This window comes from Streptomyces sp. NPDC094143, assembly GCF_040303825.1.
Taxonomy (GTDB): domain Bacteria; phylum Actinomycetota; class Actinomycetes; order Streptomycetales; family Streptomycetaceae; genus Streptomyces.
In genome coordinates this window covers 47,657-70,527 of sequence record NZ_JBEOTZ010000022.1, presented here as the reverse complement: position 1 = coordinate 70,527, position 22,871 = coordinate 47,657, and the positions used below count along the sequence as shown (strand labels likewise).

The following is a 22,871-nucleotide window of genomic DNA, read 5'->3' as shown; positions in this document are numbered from 1 at the left end:
ACGCATGACCGACACCGGCCAGGTCCCGGGCGAGGGACTGCCGGAGAACTCAGGCATGGTGGAACAGCCGGGCGCCGCGCACGGTTCGTACACCTACCTCTCCGAGACCCCTGCCGAGGACGAAGACCTCCTGCTGCTGCCGGGTGCCCAGGGCGCCTGGGGCCACGAGGTCGCCCCGCCCGCGCCGGAACCGGTCGTCGAGACCGTGCACCAGCCGGGCCCGCACGAGCTCTCCGGCCGTGACAGCGGCTCCGTCGACCTCGGCGGCGTCCGCCTGCCCGACCCGCCGCCGATCCCGCCCATCACGCCGCGCCGGCCGCTGCACCTCGGGCCGCCACTGCCGGACAGCTCCGCCAGCCCGGTCCGCTCCCTGGCCGACCGCGGCCCCGCGGACGCGCCGGTGCGTCAGCCCGCGCCGACGCCCGGCCCCGAGTACCTCGACACCCCGCGCGCCGCGGAGACGCCCTCCGCCCCGGCGGCGCCCTGGGGCGCACAGCGCGTACCGCAGCCCCAGTCGAGCGCCGGGGCGGCGCCTGCCGAAACGGTTGTTCCGACCCCGGAGCCGGTGGGAGCGGCCCAGGCCGTGGTGACCCGCGTGGCGGCCGAGGCGGGCCGGCCGATCCCGGCACAGGCACGCGAGGCGGACCTGGCGGCTTCCGCGCCGCAGGGTGCCGAGGCGGGGCCCGCGGGCGCCGCGCAGGTGGCCGAGGCGCAGGTGGCCGAGGCGCAGGTGGCCGAGGCCCAGCAGCCGGCTGCCGCGCAGGCGGCTGAGGCGGGGCCCGCGGTTCCCGCTCAGGTGGCGGAGGCGCAGCAGGCCGTGGTCGAGGCTCCGCAGACGGCGGCGGGCCGGGTGGCCGAGGCCGGGCCGGTGGAAGCGGCGCAGGTCACCGAGGCGGGGCTTGCGGCTGCCGCGCAGGTGCCGGAGGCGCGCGTGTCCGAGGCCCCGCAGGCGGTGGCGGCGCAGGTGGCCGAGGCCGGACCAGCGGTGTTCGCGCAGACCGACGAGGCCGGGCAGATGGTGCCCGGGCAGGCCACGACCGAGCAGACGGGGGCCGCCGGGCCGGGCGCCGAACAGACGGTTGCCGCCGCGGCCGGGCAGCCCGCGGCGGTCGCGGCTGTCCCCGCGAGCCCGGAGCCGGAGCAGGCCGCCGGTGCTGAGGCAGCGCAGGTCACGGAGGCCGCGGTTGACTCCGCCGCCCCTTCCCCGGAGGCAGCGGCTCAGCTCGCCGACGCCGCCCCCGCGCAGGACGCGATCCTTGCCGCTCCCGCGCAGGACGCGGTCGTCGCCGCTCCCGCGGTGGGCGTTGGCCCGGACGCGGGACAGGTGGCCGGTGCCGAGTCAGATCAGGGCGTGGCGGTCGCGGACGACTTGGCTGCTGCTTCGCCGGAGGCGGCTCAGGTCGCCGCTCCCGTGCGGGACGCGGTGGTCGCCCCTGCCCCCGCCGCTACGGCTCCGGACGCCCCCGAGGAAATCGGCGTCGAGGCCGCGCAGGCCGTGCCCGCGCAGCCCGTTGCCGGTGAGCCCGCCCCTGCCGGTCCGGACACGGCCGCCCAGCCGGACCCTGCCGAGGTCCCGGACCCTGCCGAGGTCTCCGCCGAGGCTGCCGCTGCCGTGCCCGCGCCGGGACAGGTGCCGGGCGAGGCCGGCGCGGTCGTCAACGGACCGGCCGAGGCCCCCGCCGAGGGCGCCGCCGCCGTTGCCGAGCAGGGCGCGGTGCCCGCCCCCGCGCCGGAAGCCGCACCGGCCCCCGCGGCGGCACAGACCCCTGAGGCGATTCCCTTCCCCGACGCGCCTACCGGACCCGAGCAGGCCGACATGTCGCCGCCGGAGGCCGTGTCCGAGGAACCGGTCGCCGGTGCCGAGGCCGCCGGGCAGGTGCCGAACCCGATGAACCCCGAGGACGCCCGCCCCGCCCCGCAGGCGGACCCCTCCGCGACCCCCGGTGACCCCGACACCCGCGAATCCGCGGCCCCGGCCACTCCCGAGGCCCCCGCACCCACCCCGGCCGCACCCCTCGCCGAAGCCGTGGCGCAGGAACCCGTCGCCCCCGTCGGCGACACCGGCGCACAGCCCCCGGCGCAGCCCGCCCAGCCGGCCGACAGCGAGGCAATCGCACCCCAGCCCGAAATGACACCTTCTCAGACCGCCGCCCCCGCCCCCGAGGCCCCGGGTGACCCGGCGACCACCCCGGCGCCGGCCGCTCCCGTCGCCGAGACCGCCGATGTCACCGAAGCCGTCGAAGCGACCGGCACCCCGGCCCCCGCCGAAACCGCCCACCCGACCGCACCCACCGAGACGGCGCCTCAGGCGGAACCCGCCCCGGCAGCGGTCCCCGGGGCGACGACGCCCGAGGCGACCACCCCCGCCGCGGCGGAGCCGACGGCTCCACACCCCCGGACCCCCGAGCCCGAGCCGGTCACCCAGGCCCCCGCCTCCCAAGCCCCGGCTGCGACCGCGGCTCAGGCCCCCGAAACCCCCGGTCCGTCCGCCGGGCAGGACGTCACCGTCGTCCTGCCCACCCCGACCGCCGACGAGCGCAGCGGTCAGCCCGTCCAGGGCCCGCAGCAGTCCCGGCCCGCGCAGCCCGGGGCGGAGCCCGTCGCCCTCGTCCCCGCCCCCCGTGACGGTGACGCCGCACCCGCGCAGAACGCCGACGACCTGGACACCCGGGCCGCCGAACAGGAAGACCTGGCGGACCAGGAACGTCTACAGGGAGAGGGCGCGCCCGCAGTGACAGAGGCACGAGAGTCCACCGGACCGGCCGCACCCCCCTACGACCCCGCCGAGCGCGAGGCCGTCCTGAAGGTCATGCGCGAACGCCGCGACATCCGCAACGGCTTCCGCAGCGACCCCATCCCGCACGAGGTGCTGCTCCGTGTCCTGGAGGCCGCTCACCACGCGCCCTCCGTGGGCCACTCGCAGCCCTGGGACTTCGTCGTCATCCGCTCCGCCGACACGCGGCGCGCGATGCACGAACTGGCCATGCGCCAGCGCGACGCGTACGCGAAGTCCCTCCCCAAGGGCCGGGCCAAGCAGTTCAAGGAACTGAAGATCGAGGCCATCCTCGACACGCCGGTGAACATCGTCGTCACCGCCGACCCGACCCGCGGCGGCCGCCACACCCTCGGCCGCCACACCCAACCCCAGATGGCCCCGTACTCGGCCGCCCTGGCCGTGGAGAACCTCTGGCTCGCCGCCCGCGCCGAAGGCCTCGGCGTCGGCTGGGTCAGCTTCTTCGACGAGCGCGAGATGGTGCGCGCGCTCGGGCTGCCCGAGCACCTCGAGGTCATCGCCTACCTGTGCGTCGGTTACGTCGACGAGTTCCCGGACGAGCCCGAACTGCTGCAGGCGGGCTGGTCCAAGCGCCGCCCGCTGTCGTGGGTCGTGCACGAGGAGACGTACGGCCGACGCGCACTGCCCGGAGAGGAACCGCACGACCTGCTCGCCGAGACCGTCGCGCAGATCCGCCCGCTGGACGCCAAGGCGCTCGGCGAGGCGTGGGAGCGCCAGAAGCGCATGACCAAGCCGGCCGGTGCGCTGGGCATGCTGGAGATCATCTCCGCCCAGCTGTCCGGGCTGTCCCGCCAGTGCCCGCCGCCCATCCCGGAGCCCGCGGCCGTCGCGATCTTCGCCGGCGACCACGGTGTCCACGCGCAGGGGGTCACCCCCTGGCCGCAGGAGGTCACGGCCCAGATGGTGGCCAACTTCCTCGGCGGCGGCGCCGTCTGCAACGCCTTCGCCACCCAGGTCGGCGCCGAGGTGTGCATCGTCGACGTCGGGGTCGCCGCCGACCTCCCGGCCACGCCCGGCCTGCTGCCCCGCAAGATCCGGGGCGGCACCTCCGACATGACGACCGGCCCCGCCATGACCCGCGAGGAGGCCAGGCAGGCCATCGAGGTGGGCATCGAGACGGCCCGCGACCTGGTCGCGGCCGGCAACAGGGCCCTGCTCACGGGCGAGATGGGCATCGGGAACACCACCGCCTCCGCGGCCCTGATCTCCGTCTTCACGGGCGCGGACCCGGCCGAGGTCACGGGCCGGGGCACCGGCATCAACGACGAGACCCTCGCCCGCAAGACCGAGGTCGTCCGCCGGGCCCTGGAACTGCACCAGCCGGACCCGGCCGACCCGATCGGCGTGCTCGCCGCGATCGGCGGCTTCGAGCACGCCGCCATCGTCGGCCTCCTCCTCGGCGGCGCGTCCCTGCGTACGCCGGTGATCCTCGACGGCGTCAGCGCCGGTGCCGCCGCCCTGGTCGCCCGCGCGATCGCCCCGGAGGTCCTGGCCGCGTGCATCGCGGGTCACCGCAGCGCCGAGCCGGGCCATGTGGCGGCCCTGAACAAGCTGGGCCTGCGTCCCCTGGTCGACCTCGACCTGCGCCTCGGCGAGGGCACGGGCGCCCTGCTGGCCCTGCCCCTGGTCCAGAGCACGGCCCGGGCGATGCACGAGGTGGCGACGTTCGACTCGGCGGGAGTGACCGAGAAGTAGGAGGCCGGCCGCCCGCAGGGATCCGTGCCCACCCGTTCCGCGCGGCGGAGCGGGTGGGCACGGACCGTGTCCGGCCCCGGCTGTCCTGCCCAGCCACCGGACCGCCGGGGCCGCCCTTCCGCCCGCCCATTAAAATCCGCACGTCAGGGCTACCGCACCGCCGTCAACAGGAGCCGCTCCCTCATGGCCGAACACCCCGCCTACCCCGTAGGCCTCCGCCTCACCGGCCGCCGCGTGGTGGTCCTCGGCGGTGGCCAGGTCGCCCAGCGCCGCCTCCCGGCGCTCGTCGCCGCCGGCGCGGACGTCCTCCTCGTGTCCCCGGAGGCCACCCCCTCGGTCGAGGCGATGGCGGACGCCGGCGAGATCACCTGGCACCGGCGCCCGTACCAGGAGGGCGACCTCGCCGACGCCTGGTACGCCCTGATCGCCACCAGCGACACGGAGGCCAACACCCGGGCCTCGGCCGAGGCGGAACGCCACCGCGTCTGGTGCGTCCGCTCCGACGACGCCGACCAGGCCACCGCCTGGACCCCGGCCACCGGCCACAGCGAGGGCGTCACGGTCGCCGTCCTCACCACCGACGCGCGCGGCCGCGACCCCCGCCACACCGCCGCCATCCGCGACGCGGTCGTCGAGGGCCTGCGCGACGGCACACTGGTCGCCCCGCACCACCGCACCCGCACGCCCGGAGTCGCCCTGGTCGGCGGCGGCCCCGGCGACCCGGACCTGATCACCGTGCGCGGCCGCCGCCTGCTCGCCGAGGCCGACGTCGTCATCACCGACCACCTGGGCCCGCGCGACCTGCTCGCCGAGCTCTCCCCGAACGTCGAGGTCATCGACGCGGCGAAGCTCCCGTACGGCAGGTTCATGGCCCAGGAGGCCATCAACGACGCCCTGATCGAGTACGCCAGGCAGGGCAAGTCCGTCGTACGGCTCAAGGGCGGCGACCCCTTCGTCTACGGGCGTGGCATGGAAGAGGTCCAGGCACTGGCCGACGCCGGCATCCCGTGCACGGTCGTGCCCGGCATCTCCAGCTCCATCTCGGTCCCGGGCGCCGCCGGGATCCCCGTCACCCACCGGGGCGTCGCCCACGAGTTCACGGTCGTCAGCGGCCACATCGCCCCCGACGACGAGCGCTCCCTGGTCGACTGGCCGTCCCTCGCCAAGCTGACCGGCACGCTGGTGATCCTGATGGGCGTCGGCACGATCGGGAAGGTCGCCGAGACGCTCATCGCCCACGGCAAGTCCCCGGACGCGCCCGTCGCCCTGATCCAGGAGGGCACCACGGCCGGCCAGCGCCGCGTCGACGCCACCCTGGCGACCGTCGGGGAGACCGTGCGGACCGAGGACGTGAAGCCCCCGGCGGTCATCGTCATCGGCGAGGTCGTGAAGGTCGGCCCGCCGACCGCCGCACCCCGCGAGTAACCCCGGGTAACCCAACCCCCGTACTGAGCCGTTGGCACCGCACCCAGGACAAGGCAGTATCACCCTGTGGCCGATCTCATCACCGTCGAGGACCCCGACGACCCGCGCCTGCGCGACTACACCGGTCTGACCGACGTGGAGCTGCGCCGCAAGCGCGAACCCGCCGAGGGCCTGTTCATCGCCGAGGGCGAGAAGGTCATCAGAAGGGCCAGGGAGGCGGGCTACGAGATGCGGTCCATGCTGCTCTCGGCCAAGTGGGTCGACGTCATGCGCGACGTCATCGACGAACTCCCCGCCCCGGTCTACGTGGTCAGCCCCGAACTCGCCGAGCGGGTCACCGGCTACCACGTGCACCGCGGCGCCCTCGCCTCCATGCAGCGCAAGCCCCTGCCCACGGCGGCCGGCCTGCTGCGCACCGCCCGCCGCGTCGTCGTCATGGAGTCGGTCAACGACCACACCAACATCGGCGCGATCTTCCGCTCCGCCGCCGCCCTCGGCATGGACGCGGTCCTGCTCTCCCCGGACTGTGCCGACCCTCTGTACCGCCGCAGCGTGAAGGTCTCGATGGGCGCGGTCTTCTCCGTCCCGTACGCCCGGCTCGACATCTGGCCGAAGGGCCTGGAGTCGGTCCGCGAGGCGGGCTTCACACTCCTCGCCCTCACCCCCGACGAGAAGGCCCGGTCCCTCGACGAGGCCGCGCCGCACACCATGGACCGGGTGGCCCTCATGCTCGGCGCCGAGGGCGACGGCCTGTCCACGCAGGCCCTGGTCGCCGCCGACGAATGGGTGCGCATCCCCATGTCCCACGGCGTGGACTCGCTCAATGTGGGCGCGGCGGCCGCCGTCGCCTTCTACGCGGTGGCCACCGGCCGCCCCCGGAACTAGGGCCCGCCCATGGAGCAGCGTGACGCCGTCGTCGCCGTACTCCTGCGCGGCGAGCGCCTGCTGGCGATCCGGCGCGGCCCCCGTGTCGCGCGCCCCGGCTACTGGCAACCGCTCAGCGGCAAGGTCGAACCGGGCGAGACCCAGGAGCAGGCGGTCGTCCGGGAGGTCCGCGAGGAGGTCGGCCTCACCGTCGTACCCCTGCGCAAGGTCTGGGAGTCGGAGACCGACGACCTCCGCTTCCGCCTCCACTGGTGGATCGCCCGCGCGGACACGGGAGAGGTGGTCCCCGACCCGGACGAGGTCGCCGGCACGCGCTGGGTCACCCCCGAGGAGTTCCTGGCCCTGGACCCGGTGTTCGATGGCGACCGCGCGTTCTTCGAGCGGATCCTGCCGGGACTGTGACGGCCCACGGGCCCGTGTCCACGGCCCGTGCCCGCACACTGCGGCCCGTACCCGCGCTGCGGCCCGTACCGTCCCCGCCCTACGGCCCGTACCCGCGCGGCCCGGAGTCCGGCTGCACGTGCTCCTGCCGTACACCCGCCCCGTCGCCGCCGAGCCCCCGCGCCGGGCCCTGGCAGCCCTGCACCAGGGCGATGCCGACCGCCACCAGCAGCGTGACCACGACGAACACGAAGAGCCGCTGGCGCAGCAGCCGCGGATTGGCGGGCCGCAGCCCGGTCCCCGTGTTCCTGGGCGCCGGGCGCCCGGTACCGCTGTGCGGCGCTGACCGGCTGCCGCTGCCCGGCCGGGTGCCGTTGCGTCCGGTGGGCGTCGGCCGCGCACCCGAGCGCGACGGGGTGCCGCCGCGTGCGGTGCCGGCACCGCGCACCGGGGTCCGGCCCCGCCGGCCGTCGCCCGACGGCCGGTTCCCGGTGCCGGAGGCCCGCGACGCGCCCCGCGCGCCGGATCCGCCCTGGGACGCCGGACCACCGTCCGGCGGCCCGGCACCGTCCCGCGCCGGAGCGGCACCCCGTGGCGGGGGAGTGCCCCGGCCGCGCTGCCCCCCGGACGTGCCCTGGCCCTGCCGGCCCCGGCCGCGGTCGGGATAGGTGTCGGCGGGCCGCTCGGACTCGGCGCCGCGCGGCGCGGGCGACCGCACCCCGGCGAGGTCCTGGGACTCGCGGGCCGCGATCTCCTTGAGCCGCAGCGACAGTTGGAGCGTGCTGGGCCGCTCCTCCGGGTCCTTCGCCAGACACGCCCGGATCAGCGGGGCCAGCGCGTCGGGCACGCCGTGCAGCTGTGGCTCCTCGTGCACCACGCGGTACAGCATCACCTCGGAACTGCCGTGTCCGAAGGGCGAGTCGCCCATCGAGCAGTAGGCGAGGGTGGCACCGAGCGAGAACACGTCCGTGGCCGGTGTGACGGCGGCTCCGCGCACCTGCTCCGGTGCGAGGAAGCCCGGCGAGCCGACGGCCGTGCCGACGTGGGTCAGGGTCGAGGCGCCGGTCGCCCAGGCGATGCCGAAGTCGATGATCCGCGGCCCCTTCGGGGACAGCAGGATGTTCGACGGCTTCAGGTCCCGGTGGACGACCCCGGCCTCGTGCACCGCGACCAGGCCCTCCGACAGGGCGGCCCCGACGGCGGCGACGTCGGCCGCGCCGAGCGGTCCCTCGGCGGCGACCTTGTCGTGCAGGGAGGGGCCGGGCACGTACTGGGTGGCGAACCAGGGCCGCTCCGCGTCGAGGTCGGCGGCCACGAGCCGTGCCGTGCACCCGCCGCGAATCCGTCTGGCCGCCGAGACCTCACGGGCGAACCGCGAGCGGAACTCCTGGTCCTCCGCGAGATCGGGCCGGATGACCTTGAGCGCGACCCGCTGCCCCTTCTTGTCGGAGCCGAGGTAGACCACGCCCATCCCGCCCGCGCCCAGCCGTCTGTGAAGCTTGAACGAGCCGACGACGCGCGGGTCCTCGCGCCTCAGGCGCATCATCGCCATGTTCATCCCCGCTGCCCGGTCCTGTGACGAGCCACAGCTTACGTTTCCACGGCCGCCCGCGCGCAGAGGCCGCGCCCTCTCCGAGTGATGGATTGTCAGTGGCCGGGGGAGACTTGAAAGGTGGTCAGGGAGGGCGCGAGGAGGCGCACTTCGCGCCGTTGGTGGTCCCAACCACTCGTCACAGAAGGGGGATTGGTCCCTTGAAGGGTGATCGCGTGGAGATGGTCGTGGATGCCGGGACACGACGCGCACCGACGAGGTGGTGGCGGGCCGAGCCGGACGCAGGGTGGAGACGGTGGTGCGTCGAGGCGTCGTGGAAGTGAGCGAAGTCACGCGTGGAGGTTCCCCCATGCCGTTCATGCGGTGGGGGAGGGACAGTCATACGTACGGCGCGGTTCATGGCGAACCGGGTGCCGGCGCCGGCGGAGCAGCCCGTTCCGGGGGAGGGGGCTCGGAGAAAGCAGGATGATCCGGGCGCCCCGTCGGGGAAGACCCTGAGACCGGCGCCGGCGTCTCCACCCAGGGGAGTACATCGCGGGGGGCGGCTCATCCTCCGGGAGGCCGGGCAATCGGTACGAGGGCATGACGCCCGGGAAGGGCCGCCCGCCTAGATTTGAGGTCAAGCGGCGGGTGCAGCACTCGTCCCCCGAGGTCAGACACTCGCCGCTGTCAACGACAACAAGAACGGTCAGGAGAGGGACCATGGCCCACACGGCACCGCGGACACTGATCCGCGAGGAGGGACGCAAGGTGTACGCCGCCGCGTTCCCCCGCCGCCAGGGCCGTCGCCACCCCGTGGTGGCGACGCTGATGGCCCTTCCCCTGGCGGTCCTGCTCCTCCTCGTCTTCGACGGGTGGGAGACAGTGGCCACACAGGCGTCGTCCGTGGGAGAGATGCTGGGGCGCTGAGCGGCGACCCCAGGCCCGGAAGAGCGGTCCGGGCGGGGACATCCACCCATGAAACCCCGTGGGGACGGGGGTGCGGCGGACGGCACAAATGCCGGCGCAGCTGGGGAGCTGCGCCGGCATTGCTCTTCCCCGGCGCACGGTTCACCCGGCTGCGGGCCATCCTGCAGCCAGGAGCGCCACGGGCGGGCGCCGCGGTACCTCGGCGCCGGGCTGCACACCCACCCGCCCCCGGCACCGAGTACAGGAAGACCCGCCCCCGGCACCCGGGCGTACCCTCACCCCGTGACACCCGCCCCGGACCAGCTCATACCCGCCCTCACCGCCAGGGCGCGGGCCACCGCACACGCCCGTCCCGCACCCTGCCCCTGCGGCGCGGCCACCCTCGCGGACCGCCCCGACGGCACCGTCGTACGCCACGGCGACACCGTCGCGAAGGCGCACCCCCCGGGCACCGGCCCGGCCGAGCTGACCAGCCGCCTCGCCGTCGCGGCGAGCCACCCCGGCATCCTCCTGCCGCCGCTCACCCCGGCCCCCCTCGACCTGCACGGCCGCCTCGTCACGCTCTGGCCCTACGGCACTCCCGTCGACCCGAACGACCCGGACGCCGCCCCCTGGGAAGCCGCCGCCACCCTCCTCGCCCGCCTCCACCGCACCCCGGCCCCCGAGGGCCTGCCGCCCATGCGCGGCCCGGTCAAGGCGGCCCAGGCCATCACCCGCCTCCGCAAGACGACCACCGCGCCCCCCGGGACCGACCCGCACGCCGCTGCCGGCCCTCACCCCGCGGCCGCCCCCGTCCTGCGCGCCTGGGACACCCTCCCCGCCTGGGCCCGCGCCGAGGCCCCCATGCCGGACAGCACCACCCTCTGCCACGGCGACCTCCACCTCGGCCAGCTCGTGCGCCACCCCGCCCCCGGCGGCCCCTGGCTGCTGATCGACGTCGACGACCTCGGCGCCGGCGTCCCGTCCTGGGACCTCGCCCGCCCCGCCGCCTGGTACGCCTGCGGTCTGCTCCCGCCCGGCGCCTGGGCCCGTTTCCTCGCCGCCTACCGCGACGCGGGCGGCCCGGCCGTGCCCGCCGACGGCGACCCCTGGCCCGCCCTGGACGTGCCGGCCCGCGCCCTCACCGTGCAGACCGCCGCCCGGGCCGTCGCCAAGGCGGTCGCGGCCGGGCGGCCCCTGGACGAGGTGGAGCAGGCGGTCGTGGACGCCTGTGACCGAATGTCCGGCGTCCCGCCGCAGTTGAGGCAGGACCACGCGAAGTAGGGTGCAACCGACCACAGCGGGCAAGAGTCTGTCCTGGTGAGACGCGAAGCAGGACCGACCGGCGAGGAGTTGAACGACCATGCAGTGTCCGAAGTGCCGTGCGCCGATGCACACGTACAACCGCAACGGTGTCCAGATCGAGCAGTGCAGCGGCTGCCGAGGGATCTTCCTCGACTACGGCGAGCTGGAGTCGCTGACCCGGCTGGAGGCCCAGTGGTCCCAGTCGGCCCCACCGCCCCCGCCGCAGGCGTACCAGGCCCCGCCGCAGGCCTACCCGGCCCCCGCCTGGGGCGCCCCGCACGGAGGCCACGGCCACCACGGTCACCACCGCAACAAGGGCTTCGGGCACATGCTGTTCTCGTCCTGAGACGGCTCACGCACGACGGAGCCCCCGGCCGCGACGGCCGGGGGCTCCGGTGTGGTGTGGACGATACTGGGATTGAACCAGTGACCTCTTCCGTGTCAGGGAAGCGCTCTCCCGCTGAGCTAATCGTCCTCGGGACCATGACCACCGCATGCGGCGGATCATGAGCACTGCGTGCGCGATACTGGGATTGAACCAGTGACCTCTTCCGTGTCAGGGAAGCGCTCTCCCGCTGAGCTAATCGCGCGGGGGATCTTTCGAGAAGATCCAGTGGACGATACTGGGATTGAACCAGTGACCTCTTCCGTGTCAGGGAAGCGCTCTCCCGCTGAGCTAATCGTCCTTGGAGGTGGAGACGGGATTTGAACCCGTGTAGACGGCTTTGCAGGCCGTTGCCTCGCCTCTCGGCCACTCCACCAGGAGTGCAGGGGGCCGGGAAGCCCCCTCTTCCTTCGAGCGGACGACGAGGTTCGAACTCGCGACCTCAACCTTGGCAAGGTTGCGCTCTACCAACTGAGCTACGTCCGCCTGTCGGTTCGGCCCGCTCTCGCGGCCCGGCGACGTGTTGAACTCTAGCGGATTCCGGTGCCAGTACAAAAACGCGTTTGCGCAGCGTGCTGCGCTTGCCCTGCTCAGGGGCGCCGGGAGCACCCCGGAGGGGACATCACCCGGTCACCCGCCGGACACCCGCCATAGACTCGACAGCGTGCTCGACCTCCCTCCTCTCGCCCGCTTCGGCGACCGTGTCGCCACCGGGCTCCTCGACGTCACCGACGACCCCGAAGCCCTGGAATCCAGCGGTTTCTGGGCCGTGTGCGCCGACTTCGAGGGCCGTCTGACCTGTGCCCGCTTCGCTCAGGTGCGCACGGCGGAGGTGCCCGCGCCCGTGCCGGGCGCGTGGCACGGACCGGCGGCGGGTGACTGGACGTCGTCGCTCGACCGCGCCACGTACACGGCCGCGGTGCGGCGGATCCGCGAGCACATCGCGGCCGGCGAGGTCTACCAGACGAACCTGTGCCGGGTGCTGTCCGCGCCCGTCGCACCCGGCGCCGACGTCGACGCCCTCACGGCACTGCTGGCCCGCGGCAACCCGGCCCCCTACGCAGGAACGATCCGCCTGCCCGGGCACGGGGTGGAGATCGCCACCGCGTCCCCCGAGCTGTTCCTGCGCCGCGACGGACGAGTCGTCGAGTCCGGCCCGATCAAGGGCACCGGCCGGACCGAGGCGGACCTGCTGGAGAAGGACTACGCCGAGAACGTGATGATCGTGGACCTCGTCCGCAACGACATCGGGCGGGTCTGCGCCACGGGCAGCGTCACCGTGCCCGACCTGTGCGCCGTCGAGAAGCACCCCGGGCTGGTCCACCTGGTCTCGACGGTCCGCGGTGAGCTGGCGGAGGGGGCCGGCTGGGCCGGGCTGCTCGGCGCCGCCTTCCCGCCCGGCTCGGTCACGGGCGCGCCCAAGTCCAGTGCCCTGCGGATCATCGACGCGCTCGAGACGGCGCCCCGCGGCCCGTACTGCGGCGGCATCGGCTGGGTCGACGCCGACCGGGGCACCGGTGAGCTGGCCGTGGGCATCCGCACCTTCTGGATCGACCGGGCCGACGGCGTGCTGCGCTTCGGCACCGGCGCCGGCATCACCTGGGGCTCCGACCCCGAGGGGGAGTGGCGCGAGACCGAGCTGAAGGCCTCCCGGCTGCTCGCGATAGCGTCGGGAACGTACGAGGTGAGTGGAGAGGACCTGACGTGAAGATCTGGCTCGACGGCGGGCTGCAGGACATCGAGTCCGCCCGCGTCTCCGTCTTCGACCACGGGCTGACCGTGGGCGACGGCATCTTCGAGACCGTGAAGGCCGTGGACGGCCGGGCGTTCGCGCTCACCCGGCACCTCGACCGGCTCACCCGCTCCGCGCGCGGCCTCGGTCTGCCCGACCCGGACCTGGACGAGGTGCGCCGCGCCTGTGCCGCCGTCCTTGAGGCCAACCCCGTACCGCTCGGCCGCCTCCGCGTCACCTACACGGGCGGCCACGGCCCGCTCGGCTCCGACCGCGGCGACCGCGGCCCGACCCTCGTCGTCGCCCTCGGTGAGACGACCCGCCGCCCGGACTCCACCGCCGTGATCACGGTCCCCTGGACCCGCAACGAGCGTGGCGCGCTGACCGGCCTGAAGACCACCTCGTACGCCGAGAACGTCGTCGCCTTGGCCCGCGCCCGGGAACAGGGCGCCTCCGAGGCCCTGTTCGGCAACACGGTGGGACAGCTCTGCGAGGGCACGGGGTCGAACGTCTTCGTCGTCCTCGACGGCGAGATCCACACCCCGCCGCTTTCCTCCGGCTGCCTCGCGGGCATCACGCGGGCACTGACCGTCGAGTGGACCGGCGCCAGGGAGACCGACCTGCCGCTGGACGTCCTGGAGCGGGCCGACGAGATCTTCCTGACGTCCACGCTGCGGGACGTGCAGGCCGTGCACCGGGTCGACGGCCGTGAGCTGGCGGGCGCGCCGGGCCCGGTGACCGCCAAGGCCATGCGGATCTTCGAGGAGCGGTCCGGGGACGACCTCGATCCCTGACCGCCCGCGTTTAATCGGGCTGAACAGGGCGGCGGTTACGGGTAGAACACCCCTGATGACCACGACCCTGCGGCCGACCGAGCCGCTTCAGCAGAACGCCGACGGGACGCGCTCGCGCCGCTACCAGGTGTGCGTGAACGGCCGTCCCGTAGGGGCGGTACACCTCGGCACGCATCCCGTGTTCGGCGCCGCGGTGGCCCAGATCATGAAGCTCCGCATCGAGGAACCGGATCGCGGGCGCGGCCGGGGCACGGTGGCCGCGCTCGCCGCGGAGGAGGTGGCGCGCGGCTGGGGATGCCGCCGGATCGAGGCCATGGTCCCCGGGGACTTTGAGCCCGCGCTGCGCTTCGCCACGGCGCTCGGCTACGTCGTGCGCAACCGCGGCATGGAGAAGCAGCTCGGCGACACCCCGCCCGGTCTTCCGTCCGGCAGCCGGGCCCGGCCCATGACCGAGGCGGAGTTCGGTCCCTGGCTGGAGAAGGGCAAGGCGGACTACGCCCGCAGCTGGATCGACCGGGGTGTTCCTAAGGCCGAGGCCCGGGCCAAGTCGGAGCGGGACCACGCCACGCTGCTGCCCGACGGCCTCGCCACTCCCGGCACGCTCATCAGCGTCGTCGAGCACCTGGGGACACCGGTGGGCACGCTGTGGCTGGCGGTGCGCGAGAGCGACGCCTTCGTCTACGACGTCGAGGCGGACGCCGCCCACCGGGGCCAGGGACACGGCCGCACCCTGATGCTGCTGGCCGAGGCCCAGACGATCACCGAGGGCAGGCGCGTCCTCGGCCTCAACGTCTTCGCGGGCAACACCCCGGCGGAGCGGCTCTACGCGTCCCTCGGCTACGAGACGACGCGGTACGCCGTGTACAAGCCGCTGCTGTAGCGGCCCGGAGCCGGGAGCCGGCGAGGGCGATCAGTGCTCCCGGCCGGCCAGCAGCCGGTCCGCGATCTCCTCGATCCGCTCGCGCAGGCCCTCCTGGCTCTTGCCCCCGTCGAGCCGCTCGCCGCCGATGACGTACGTCGGGGTGCCGGTCACGCCGATGGCCTTGCCCTCGGCCTGGTCGGCGTCGACGATCAGGATGTGCCGTCCGTCGACCAGCGCGGTGTCGAACTCCTCGGCGTCCAGCCCCAGTTCCCGGGCCACCTCGACCAGGAAGGCCTCTCCCTTGCGGTCCAGCTCCTCCACGCGGCCCAGCACGGCCTCGACGTAACGCCATCCCTGTCCCTGCTCCCACGCCTCCTCCGCGGCCTGGGCGGCGGCGAAGGCGTGCTTGTGCTTCTCCAGGGGGAAGTGGCGCAGCCGCGGATCGAGGCGGTCGCCATAGCGCTCGCGCAGGGCACGCAGGTCGTCCAGCGCGGTACGGCAGTCCGGGCACTGCAGGTCGCACCAGATCTCGAGCACGGGGGCGGGGGAGGAGTCGTTCATGCCGACAGTCTTCCAGCAGTCGGCGCCGCGGGTGGAGCCCGCACCGGCACCTGGGGAGGAGAGGACCCGGAGATGTCCCTGATGTCGGGCCGCGGCATGGCCCGCCGCGGTGTCGCGGGTGCAGGATGGAAGGGACGGAGTGCCCCGCTCGACCGCGCCACGCCTGGAGGACCGGATGATTGCCGAGACCGTCTGCTCCGCCGTCTCCGCGGCCGGCCTGGGCATCGCGGCCGTCACGGCCTACCGCAAGCGCTTCCTCGCGGCGGTCCGCATCGCGGCGTACTCGCTGGTGCCGATCGGGCTGGTGCTGACGGGCGTCGTCGAGTGGCTGGCCGACACGGCTTTCAGCCCGACGGCCTGGGCCGGCTTCGGCCTGCTGGGCCTCGCGTGGGTGCTGTTCACGACCACACGCGTGGTGGAGCGCCGCCGCGGTGGCACCCGCAAGGAGCGCAGGGCGGCGGCCCGCGCCGCGGACCGTCCCGACGCGGTGGCCCCTGCGGCCTCGGCGCCCTCCCTCGGCCAGGGCGCGCGCCCGGCGGCCCGGCCCACGGCGGCGCCCCGGGGCGAGGACGACTTCAGCGACATCGAGGCGATCCTCAAGAAGCACGGCATCTGACGACCGGGCGACGGCCGAACCGTCACAGTGGGTCCGCGGGCGCACGGAAGTGATCACAACCCGAACCGGACCTCACGGAATCGGGGCACACCCGCACGGATCGAGGCCGCCGATCGCGCCCGGCCCGGCGACTGCGTCATCATCGCCCCGAGATGCTGGACACGACGGAACAGAGCGACCCCGCCCCGCCGCAGGACGAGCCCCGTCCCCGTCGGGACGAACCACGCGGTTGCCTCTTCGCCCTTTCCCAGCCACCGCTGATGATCTTCCTTGCGGTGATCGGGTGTCTGCTGCTCATGGCCTCGTTGCACGATCTGCTGTTGCTGTGAGCCGTACCCGCGGTACCCGGCGTCACCCGCCGGGGCCGCGTCGGCATCGACGTCGGTCCGGCGGCCTGGGCGGTCAGCCGGCCGCCTCCTTGCGGCGGGCCCGGTACGCGGCCACGTGCAGCCGGTTTCCGCAGGTGCGGCTGTCGCAGTAGCGGCGGGAGCGGTTGCGGGACAGGTCGACGAAGGCGCGCCGGCAGTCGGGCGCCTCGCAGCGCCGCAGCCGCTCCTGCTCCCCGGCGACCACGAAGAACGCCAGCGCCATCCCGCAGTCGGCCGCCAGGTGGTCGGCGACGGACGCGCCGGGCGCGAAGTAGTGGACGTGCCAGTCGTAGCCGTCGTGGTCGGTGAGCCGGGGGGTGGTGCCGGCGGCGGCGACCAGCTCGTTGATCAGGACGGCGGCGGTCCGGGCGTCGGGGGCGGCGAAGACGGAGGCGAACCGGCCGCGGATCTTCCGCACCGCGGACAGGTCGAACTCCGAGAGCACCCCGACATCGCTGATCTCGTGGTTGCGCACGAAGTCCGCGAGAGTCGCCACGTCCGGCAGCCCGTCGGCTGCCGTGTCGTCCTCCGGTGCGGTGTTCACCAGATCGACCACGGTGTCGAGGGCGCACCGGGTGTCATGGGTGATCAGCACGATTCGCTCCCTGGCCTGGGGGTCGGGCAGGCGCCCGTCGGTGGGGGCCGATGGTAACGGCTCCGCATTCGCCGGACCGCCCTCACGCCCGCACATGGCTTCGAATACAACGCCGCCGAGGCCGCCATGGTTCCCCAGGCGGTCCCGGCGGCCGCCTGCGCGACGCGGACCGGCGCCGCCCCGCGTGCTCCGCGGTGCAGACGCCGGTGTATCCCGTATGCGATTGTCCGAGCCCGAGCCGTCTCCCCGAGTCGACGGCGCCGGGCGGCTTTGTGAGGGCCTCGGCCTAGCTTTCCGCCAGGATGTGCGAGAGCTCCTGATCGAGATCGAAGTGCCGGTGTTCCGTGCCGGGCGGCACAGCGGCGTCGGTGCGCTTCAGGAAGGACTCCAGGGCCCGCGCCGGGGCCTCCAGCAGGGCCTCGCCCTCCGGCGAGCTCAGGGCGATGCACACGACGCCCTGACCGTGGCTGCGCGACGGCCAGACGCGGACGTCGCCGGTGCCCGTGGGGCGGTGAAGTCCCTCGGCGAGCAGGTCGCGGGCGAACACCCACTCGACGGTTTCCTCGGCTCCGGTGTGGAAGGTGGCGTGCACGGCGTAGGGGTCGGCCGTGTCGTACCGCAGGCCTGCGGGGACAGGCAGGGAGGACTCGCTCGACACAACGAGGCGCAGGTGCAGCTCGCAGCTGACCGTGGTGTTCATAAGCGCCAGGGCCTTTCGCTCAGTGTGCGCTCGGGGATTCGCACGTCGGCGAAATCGACATGCCACCTACGGTGCCGTTGTAAACCCCTCTGAGTGTTTTGCGTGCCTTTACGTAACTCTTCCGGCCGAGAGATCGTTCGCGCCGTGCGTCCATTCCGGTGACTGGTTTCGCTCGGGTAGTGTTTGGCCGTATGAATACGGGGAGTGACGAGCCGGGCGAGGTGGCCGTGGCATCGAACGAGACGGGGACGAACGAGGCGCACGACGAGCCGCATCGGGGGCTCGGCTCGCGGGCGCCGGAATTCGTCAAGGCGCGTCGGCTGCTGCACGTGAGCTGGCAGGTCGGGGTCTTCATCATCGGGCTCGCGGTCGTCGTGACGGGCATCATCATGCTGCCCCTGCCCGGGCCCGGCTGGGTCGTGATCTTCGGTGGCATGGCGATCTGGGCGACCGAGTTCGTGTGGGCGCAGCTGGTGCTCCGCTGGACCAAGCGGAAGGTCACCGAGGCCGCGCAGCGGGCCCTCGACCCCAAGGTGCGGCGCCGCAACATCATCCTGACGAGCATCGGGCTGGTCATCGTGGCCGTACTGGCCGGTATCTACCTGTGGAAGTTCGGCATCGTCATGCCGTGGAAGATCGAGAACCAGTGAGCCGCGTCGGGGGTGCCGGCGTCGACCGATGGTCCCAGGCACCCCCTGACATGGGGTAATGTTCTTCCTGCGTCCGGGCGATTAGCTCAGTGGGAGAGCGCTTCGTTCACACCGAAGAGGTCACTGGTTCGAACCCAGTATCGCCCACCCAAAACGGCGGCCCACCTGCGACAACGCGGGTGGGCCGCCGTCGTTGTGGGCGGGGGAGGTGCCACGGGCGCGCGCCGTCCCCCGTGCGGCTCCGGCCCCCTGCGGGCGGTCACCGCGCCGCTCGGAACCGCACCGCCGAATCGCTCCGCACCGCCTCGGGCCGTTTCCCGGGTGCCAGACGCCCGTGCGACAGCCGCTCGCCCGGTCACCGCTGCGCGGCCCGGTCCGGCGGCGGACCGGGCGCGTCTGCGCGAGCCGCGCGAGACCGGATACGGCACGCCCCGCACGTCGCGCAAGATCGGACACGGCGTGCTCCACCGGACCGTGGTCGCACCCCACAAGATCCGCAGGTCGGCCCGCCACCGTCACGCGCTGTTGCCCGCCCGTCTCACCGTTCGTCTGGCCGGAAACGGTCACCGACTGTCCCGCTGTCCCCTCCGCTCCACCGTCGTCTTTCGGCCGCCCCCGAAAACCGTCGGGCGGTCCCGCCGCGTTCGCCCCGTCGGCCGCACGCACCTCACCAGCGACGTCCGTCCGCCCCGCACTCGCCCCCACCGCCTCGCCCGGCCCGGCACCCCGCCCCTTCGGTGAGAAATTCTTGTCCGAATCATTGACGCACCATCTGCCCCTCCGTAACTTGTGCCAGCAAGCGCTTACTTGAAACGATTCATGCGAGCGGGGCAATGTGCGGGGAGGTCCAACCGTGGTGAACGGCAGGAATGTTGAGAGACGTACGGTTCTGAAGGCGGCCGGGGCCACGGCGGCGACGCTGGGGCTGGCCGCGACCACCGGGTGCGGTGGCGACGGAGGGGCGTCCGCGGACGGGACGGTGACGATCCGTTACGCGTGGTGGGGCGCGGAGGACCGGGCCCAGAGAATCAAGAAGACGATCGCGCTCTTCGAGAAGAAGTACCCGAAGATCAAGGTGAAAACGGACTTCCAGCCTTATCTCGACTTCTGGAAGAAGTTCAACACGCAGGCCTCCGGCGGAAATCCGCCGGACGTCTTCCAGAATGCCGTCGGCTTCCTCCGCAAATACGACGCGAAGAACGTCCTGCTCGATCTCAGCGAGCAGGTCGAGGCGGGCAACCTCCGGATGGAGGGATTCCGGGCGGGTCTCGAGAAGTTCGGCGAGATCGACGGCAAGCTGCTCGGCGTCCCCGCCGGCTCCAACTCGATGGCCCTGGTCATCGACAAGCCCGTCTACACCAAGGCCGGCGTCAAGCCCGAGCTGGGCTGGACCTGGGACGACTTCGAAGCGGGCATGAAGAGGATCCGCGACAGGACGGGCCGCGCCGGGGACAGCGGCATGTACGGCGTCATGTACCTCTACGACCTCTACCTGCGCCAGAACGGCAAGGCCTTCTTCACCGAGGACGGACTCGGCTTCACCGAGGCGGATCTGACGGACTGGTGGGCCAGGGCCGAGAAGGGCGTCGAGGAAGGGCTCTACGCCGACCCCAAGAAGGTCGCCCAGATCAAGCCCAAGTCGGCGCTCGCCGCGGAGCTCTGCGGCAGCGAGTTCACCTGGGACAACTTCACCGTGCGCTACAGCGCCGAGGGCAAGAGCGAGTACGCCCTGGCGCCGATCCCCACCACCGACGGCAAGAAGACCGGCCAGTACCTCGGCTCCCTCATGCTGAGCGCCTCCAGGCGCACCCGGCACCCGAAAGAAGTCGCCCAGTTCATCGACTTCATGGTGCACGACCCCGAGGTCGCCAAGATCATGGGCTACGACCGCGGCGTGCCCGCCACCCAGGCGCAGTTCGACGCGTACCAGCCGACCGACGAGGTCAACAAGGCGATCGCCGCCTATGAGGAGTCCCTCGTGGAGGCGGGTGTCCTGGAGCCCATCACGCCGCACCCGAACGGCGCGGACATCTGCGAGTCCGCGTTCCTGCGCATCGCGGAGGAGCTCGGCCTGGGCAAGCGGTCGGTGGACGAGGCCGTCAAGCAGTTCTTCACCGAGTCGAAGACGGCTCTCGGCACCTGATGGGAACCACCGTGACACACGCCCCTGCGATGGAGGGCCTGTCCCGGGACTCCGAGCCGCGGCACGGTCCGGTGCAGCCCGCGCGCCCCGCCGCCCTCAAGCGGCGGCGGCGCCGGGAGAACCTGGCCGGCTATCTCTTCATGTCCCCGTGGATCGCCGGGTTCCTGCTGCTCACAGCGGGCCCGATGATCGCCTCGCTCTACTTCGCGTTCACCGACTACAACCTGTTCGACCCGCCGAAGTGGATCGGCCTCGACAACTTCTCCGAGATGTTCGGCGATCCCCGCTGGCGCCACTCGGTGCAGGTGACGTTGTGGTACGTCGTCGTGGGCACACCCCTGAAGCTGATCGCGGCGCTCGGAGTGGCGCTGCTCCTCGCCCAGAAGCGGCGCGGGCAGGCTTTCTACCGGGCGGCGTTCTACGCGCCGTCGCTGATCGGGGCGAGTGTCTCCGTCGCGATCGTGTGGAAGGCGATCTTCTCGGACGACGCGGTCGTCGACCGTACGCAGAAGCTGTTCGGGATCGACGTCGGCGGCTGGACCGGCGACCCGGACATGATCATCTACGCGCTGGTGGCGCTCACCGTCTGGCAGTTCGGCGCTCCCATGGTCATCTTCCTCGCCGGTCTCAAGCAGGTCCCGCGGGAGCTGTACGAGGCGGCCGAGGTCGACGGAGCCGGCAAGCTGCGGCGGTTCTGGAACATCACCCTGCCGATGATCTCGCCGGTCCTCTTCTTCAACGTCCTGCTGGAGACGATCCACTCCTTCCAGATCTTCAGCTCGGCGTACATCGTCGGCGGCGGCGCCGGAGGCAACGCCTGCGGTCCGGCCGACGGTTCGATGGTCTACACCTGCTACCTCTACGTCCAGGGCTTCGAGAACAGCCGGATGGGTCTGGCCTCCGCCATGGCCTGGCTGCTGCTGATCGCGGTCGCCCTGGTGACGGCGGTGCTGTTCTGGTCCCAGAAGCGCTGGGTGCACTACGAGGAGGGCGCCTGATGAGCGCACCAGCCACCGAGATCGAGCCCTCCACCGGGGCGCTGCGCCGCAGGCTCCCCGGGTCCGTCGCCTGGCACGTCGGCTCCCTGCTGATCCTCGGGGTGATCCTCTACCCGGTGGTCTGGGTCGTCGGCGCCTCGTTCAAGAAGAGCGAGGACATCGTCGGCAGCCTGGACCTCTTCCCGGGCGATCCGATCACCACGAACTACACGCGGCTCGGCGAGGGCATCGCGGACATCGCCATCTCCACGTTCTTCGCCAACTCGCTGATCCTCGCGGTGGGTTCCGTGATCGGGATCCTGGTGTCCTGCTCGCTGACCGCGTACGCCTTCGCGAAGATCAGGTTCGCGGGCCGGAACCTGCTGTTCACACTGATGATCGGCACGCTCCTGCTGCCGTACCACGTGCTGCTCATCCCGCAGTACGTGCTGTTCCGCAACATGGAGATGATCAACACCTACACCCCGCTGCTGCTGGGCAAGTACCTGGCCACGGAGGCGTTCTTCGTCTTCCTGATGGTGCAGTTCATGCGGAACCTGCCCAGGGAGCTCGACGAGGCGGCCCGGCTCGACGGCTGCGGGCACCTGCGCGTCTACTGGTCGATCGTGCTGCCGCTGTGCCGTCCGGCGCTGATCACCAGTGCCATCTTCACGTTCATCAACTCCTGGAACGACTTCATGGGCCCGCTGATCTACCTGAACGAGCCCGACAAGTACACCGTCTCGCTGGGGCTGAAGATGTTCGTGGACCAGGACGCCGTGGCCAACTACGGCGGCATGATCGCCATGTCGCTGGTCGCGCTGCTGCCGGTCCTCGCCTTCTTCCTCGCCTTCCAGCGCTATCTGATCGACGGCATGGCCACGTCGGGTCTGAAGGGCTGAGGTGAGCATGGCCGGGACACGGGTGAAGGCACGTGGTGAGTCGTTGCTCGCGGAGCGGTTCGCGGTGTTCGCGGAGACGTTGCTGACGGGTGTGTGGATCGCGGTGGCCTCGCTGGGCGTGGTGACGTACCCGGCGGCCTTCGCCGCCGGGGCGCGGCACCTCAGGCGCCGCACCGCCCACGAGGGCGGCGGTCTGCGCGAGTTCGTCGCCGACTTCCGCACGGCCCTGCGCCGCGGATGGCTCGCGGGCCTCGTCGGGTGGGCCGCGGCGGTCGCGGTGTGGGTGGACGTCCAGGCGGCCCGGGCGGGAATTCCCGGTGGGCCCGTCGTGGGGGCTCTGGGAGTCCTCGCGCTGATCGGGCTCGTCGTGGCCGGGCTGCGCGCTTCGGCGGTCTGGGAACCGGGCGCCCGCTGGCGGACGCTGCTCGCGCACGCCGGACGGCGGACCGTGCTGGATCCGGCCGGCTCCTTCCTGATCGTCGCCGGGCTGGCCGTGGTGCCGCTGTCCGCGTGGTTCGCCACGCCGCTGGCGATCCCCGTCCTCGGGGCCGTCGCGGCGGCGGCCGTCGCCGTGGAGGAGCGGTACCGGCACCGCTGACGGCGGTCCCCGCCCACCCAGGCCGGCGCCCCGGGCGCCGCGCCTGTGCCTGTCATGCCCATG

At 73.0% G+C, this 22,871-nt stretch carries 21 protein-coding genes, 6 tRNA genes and 1 pseudogene; 19 read left to right on the top strand and 9 right to left on the bottom strand.

The genetic code is table 11. The features are described 5' to 3' along the window. Positions 1 to 4: 4 nt before the first annotated feature. From cobT to ABTZ58_RS25760, 4 genes are all read left to right on the top strand, one after another. On the top strand, positions 5 to 4,489 hold the full coding sequence (gene cobT / locus ABTZ58_RS25775) for a nicotinate-nucleotide--dimethylbenzimidazole phosphoribosyltransferase (protein WP_351361133.1): 4,485 nt from the start codon (positions 5 to 7) through the stop codon (positions 4,487 to 4,489). A 183-nt stretch (positions 4,490 to 4,672) separates the two neighbouring features. After that, the gene (cobA, locus tag ABTZ58_RS25770) at positions 4,673 to 5,914 is read left to right on the top strand and encodes a uroporphyrinogen-III C-methyltransferase (RefSeq protein ID WP_351361130.1); all 1,242 of its coding nucleotides are present in this window, start codon (positions 4,673 to 4,675) and stop codon (positions 5,912 to 5,914) included. 66 nt (positions 5,915 to 5,980) lie between these two features. Further along, positions 5,981 to 6,799, top strand: coding sequence for a TrmH family RNA methyltransferase (locus ABTZ58_RS25765; protein ID WP_351361127.1), 819 nt, complete (start codon positions 5,981 to 5,983; stop codon positions 6,797 to 6,799). Positions 6,800 to 6,808: 9 nt separating this feature from the next. Continuing rightward, complete coding sequence (locus ABTZ58_RS25760) at positions 6,809 to 7,201, top strand: NUDIX domain-containing protein (RefSeq protein ID WP_351361124.1); 393 nt, start codon at positions 6,809 to 6,811, stop codon at positions 7,199 to 7,201. A 79-nt stretch (positions 7,202 to 7,280) separates the two neighbouring features. On the opposite strand, the gene ABTZ58_RS25755 is transcribed toward ABTZ58_RS25760, so the two are convergent. Further along, on the bottom strand, positions 7,281 to 8,738 hold the full coding sequence (locus tag ABTZ58_RS25755) for a serine/threonine protein kinase (RefSeq protein WP_351361121.1): 1,458 nt from the start codon (positions 8,736 to 8,738) through the stop codon (positions 7,281 to 7,283). Positions 8,739 to 8,932: 194 nt separating this feature from the next. Here ABTZ58_RS25755 and ABTZ58_RS25750 point away from each other — a divergent pair. The 4 genes and pseudogenes from ABTZ58_RS25750 to ABTZ58_RS25735 all read left to right on the top strand — a co-directional run. Next, positions 8,933 to 9,205 (top strand): annotated as a pseudogene (locus ABTZ58_RS25750) (DUF8836 family protein); the annotation flags it as partial. A gap of 229 nt (positions 9,206 to 9,434) precedes the next feature. Continuing rightward, a complete protein-coding gene (locus ABTZ58_RS25745; protein WP_351361118.1) occupies positions 9,435 to 9,641 on the top strand; it encodes a hypothetical protein in 207 nt (68 codons plus the stop codon). Positions 9,642 to 9,923: 282 nt separating this feature from the next. After that, positions 9,924 to 10,904, top strand: a complete 981-nt coding sequence (locus ABTZ58_RS25740) for a phosphotransferase family protein (RefSeq protein WP_351361115.1) — start codon at positions 9,924 to 9,926, stop codon at positions 10,902 to 10,904. Between the two features lie 79 nt (positions 10,905 to 10,983). Then, complete coding sequence (locus ABTZ58_RS25735; protein WP_309095341.1) at positions 10,984 to 11,271, top strand: TFIIB-type zinc ribbon-containing protein; 288 nt, start codon at positions 10,984 to 10,986, stop codon at positions 11,269 to 11,271. 57 nt (positions 11,272 to 11,328) lie between these two features. Here the strand turns inward: ABTZ58_RS25735 and ABTZ58_RS25730 are convergent. The 5 genes from ABTZ58_RS25730 to ABTZ58_RS25710 form a co-directional block, all read right to left on the bottom strand. Then, positions 11,329 to 11,400, bottom strand: a tRNA-Val gene (locus tag ABTZ58_RS25730). A 43-nt stretch (positions 11,401 to 11,443) separates the two neighbouring features. Beyond that, a tRNA-Val gene (locus ABTZ58_RS25725) sits at positions 11,444 to 11,515 on the bottom strand. A gap of 24 nt (positions 11,516 to 11,539) precedes the next feature. Further along, positions 11,540 to 11,611, bottom strand: a tRNA-Val gene (locus ABTZ58_RS25720). 1 nt (position 11,612) lies between these two features. Next, a tRNA-Cys gene (locus tag ABTZ58_RS25715) sits at positions 11,613 to 11,686 on the bottom strand. Positions 11,687 to 11,723: 37 nt separating this feature from the next. Further along, a tRNA-Gly gene (locus tag ABTZ58_RS25710) sits at positions 11,724 to 11,796 on the bottom strand. A gap of 178 nt (positions 11,797 to 11,974) precedes the next feature. Here ABTZ58_RS25710 and ABTZ58_RS25705 point away from each other — a divergent pair. From ABTZ58_RS25705 to ABTZ58_RS25695, 3 genes are read left to right on the top strand one after another with little or no spacing between them, the layout of a single operon-like run. Then, positions 11,975 to 13,018, top strand: coding sequence for a chorismate-binding protein (locus ABTZ58_RS25705; RefSeq protein ID WP_351361112.1), 1,044 nt, complete (start codon positions 11,975 to 11,977; stop codon positions 13,016 to 13,018). Continuing rightward, positions 13,015 to 13,836 (top strand): aminotransferase class IV, encoded by an 822-nt coding sequence (locus tag ABTZ58_RS25700; protein ID WP_351361109.1) that lies wholly within the window; start codon positions 13,015 to 13,017, stop codon positions 13,834 to 13,836. Before ABTZ58_RS25705 ends, ABTZ58_RS25700 begins: the two co-directional genes overlap by 4 nt. A gap of 55 nt (positions 13,837 to 13,891) precedes the next feature. After that, on the top strand, positions 13,892 to 14,716 hold the full coding sequence (locus tag ABTZ58_RS25695; protein ID WP_351361106.1) for a GNAT family N-acetyltransferase: 825 nt from the start codon (positions 13,892 to 13,894) through the stop codon (positions 14,714 to 14,716). A gap of 30 nt (positions 14,717 to 14,746) precedes the next feature. Here ABTZ58_RS25695 and ABTZ58_RS25690 read toward each other — a convergent pair whose 3' ends face one another. Then, the gene (locus ABTZ58_RS25690; RefSeq protein ID WP_351361104.1) at positions 14,747 to 15,259 is read right to left on the bottom strand and encodes a DsbA family protein; all 513 of its coding nucleotides are present in this window, start codon (positions 15,257 to 15,259) and stop codon (positions 14,747 to 14,749) included. A gap of 175 nt (positions 15,260 to 15,434) precedes the next feature. Between ABTZ58_RS25690 and ABTZ58_RS25685 the strand changes: the two genes are divergently transcribed. Beyond that, positions 15,435 to 15,875, top strand: a complete 441-nt coding sequence (locus ABTZ58_RS25685; RefSeq protein WP_351361101.1) for a hypothetical protein — start codon at positions 15,435 to 15,437, stop codon at positions 15,873 to 15,875. A gap of 152 nt (positions 15,876 to 16,027) precedes the next feature. After that, complete coding sequence (locus tag ABTZ58_RS25680) at positions 16,028 to 16,204, top strand: hypothetical protein (RefSeq protein ID WP_351361098.1); 177 nt, start codon at positions 16,028 to 16,030, stop codon at positions 16,202 to 16,204. Between the two features lie 73 nt (positions 16,205 to 16,277). On the opposite strand, the gene ABTZ58_RS25675 is transcribed toward ABTZ58_RS25680, so the two are convergent. Further along, positions 16,278 to 16,838, bottom strand: coding sequence for a CGNR zinc finger domain-containing protein (locus ABTZ58_RS25675; RefSeq protein WP_351361095.1), 561 nt, complete (start codon positions 16,836 to 16,838; stop codon positions 16,278 to 16,280). A 286-nt stretch (positions 16,839 to 17,124) separates the two neighbouring features. After that, positions 17,125 to 17,538, bottom strand: a complete 414-nt coding sequence (locus tag ABTZ58_RS25670; protein ID WP_004002642.1) for an SsgA family sporulation/cell division regulator — start codon at positions 17,536 to 17,538, stop codon at positions 17,125 to 17,127. Between the two features lie 191 nt (positions 17,539 to 17,729). Here ABTZ58_RS25670 and ABTZ58_RS25665 point away from each other — a divergent pair, with 191 nt between their 5' ends. The 6 genes from ABTZ58_RS25665 to ABTZ58_RS25640 all read left to right on the top strand — a co-directional run bounded on the left by ABTZ58_RS25665 (position 17,730) and on the right by ABTZ58_RS25640 (position 22,808). Then, the gene (locus ABTZ58_RS25665; RefSeq protein ID WP_351361092.1) at positions 17,730 to 18,188 is read left to right on the top strand and encodes a TIGR02611 family protein; all 459 of its coding nucleotides are present in this window, start codon (positions 17,730 to 17,732) and stop codon (positions 18,186 to 18,188) included. A gap of 75 nt (positions 18,189 to 18,263) precedes the next feature. Further along, a tRNA-Val gene (locus ABTZ58_RS25660) sits at positions 18,264 to 18,335 on the top strand. Positions 18,336 to 19,041: 706 nt separating this feature from the next. After that, complete coding sequence (locus ABTZ58_RS25655) at positions 19,042 to 20,331, top strand: ABC transporter substrate-binding protein (RefSeq protein ID WP_351361089.1); 1,290 nt, start codon at positions 19,042 to 19,044, stop codon at positions 20,329 to 20,331. Further along, positions 20,331 to 21,329, top strand: a complete 999-nt coding sequence (locus ABTZ58_RS25650; protein ID WP_351361086.1) for a carbohydrate ABC transporter permease — start codon at positions 20,331 to 20,333, stop codon at positions 21,327 to 21,329. Before ABTZ58_RS25655 ends, ABTZ58_RS25650 begins: the two co-directional genes overlap by 1 nt. Beyond that, positions 21,329 to 22,210 carry a carbohydrate ABC transporter permease gene (locus tag ABTZ58_RS25645; protein WP_351361083.1) on the top strand — a complete coding sequence of 294 codons (882 nt, stop codon included), beginning with the start codon at positions 21,329 to 21,331 and terminating at the stop codon, positions 22,208 to 22,210. The genes ABTZ58_RS25650 and ABTZ58_RS25645 overlap by 1 nt, the downstream gene beginning before the upstream one ends. A 7-nt stretch (positions 22,211 to 22,217) precedes the next feature. Next, on the top strand, positions 22,218 to 22,808 hold the full coding sequence (locus ABTZ58_RS25640) for a hypothetical protein (protein WP_351361080.1): 591 nt from the start codon (positions 22,218 to 22,220) through the stop codon (positions 22,806 to 22,808). Positions 22,809 to 22,871 lie beyond the last annotated feature (63 nt).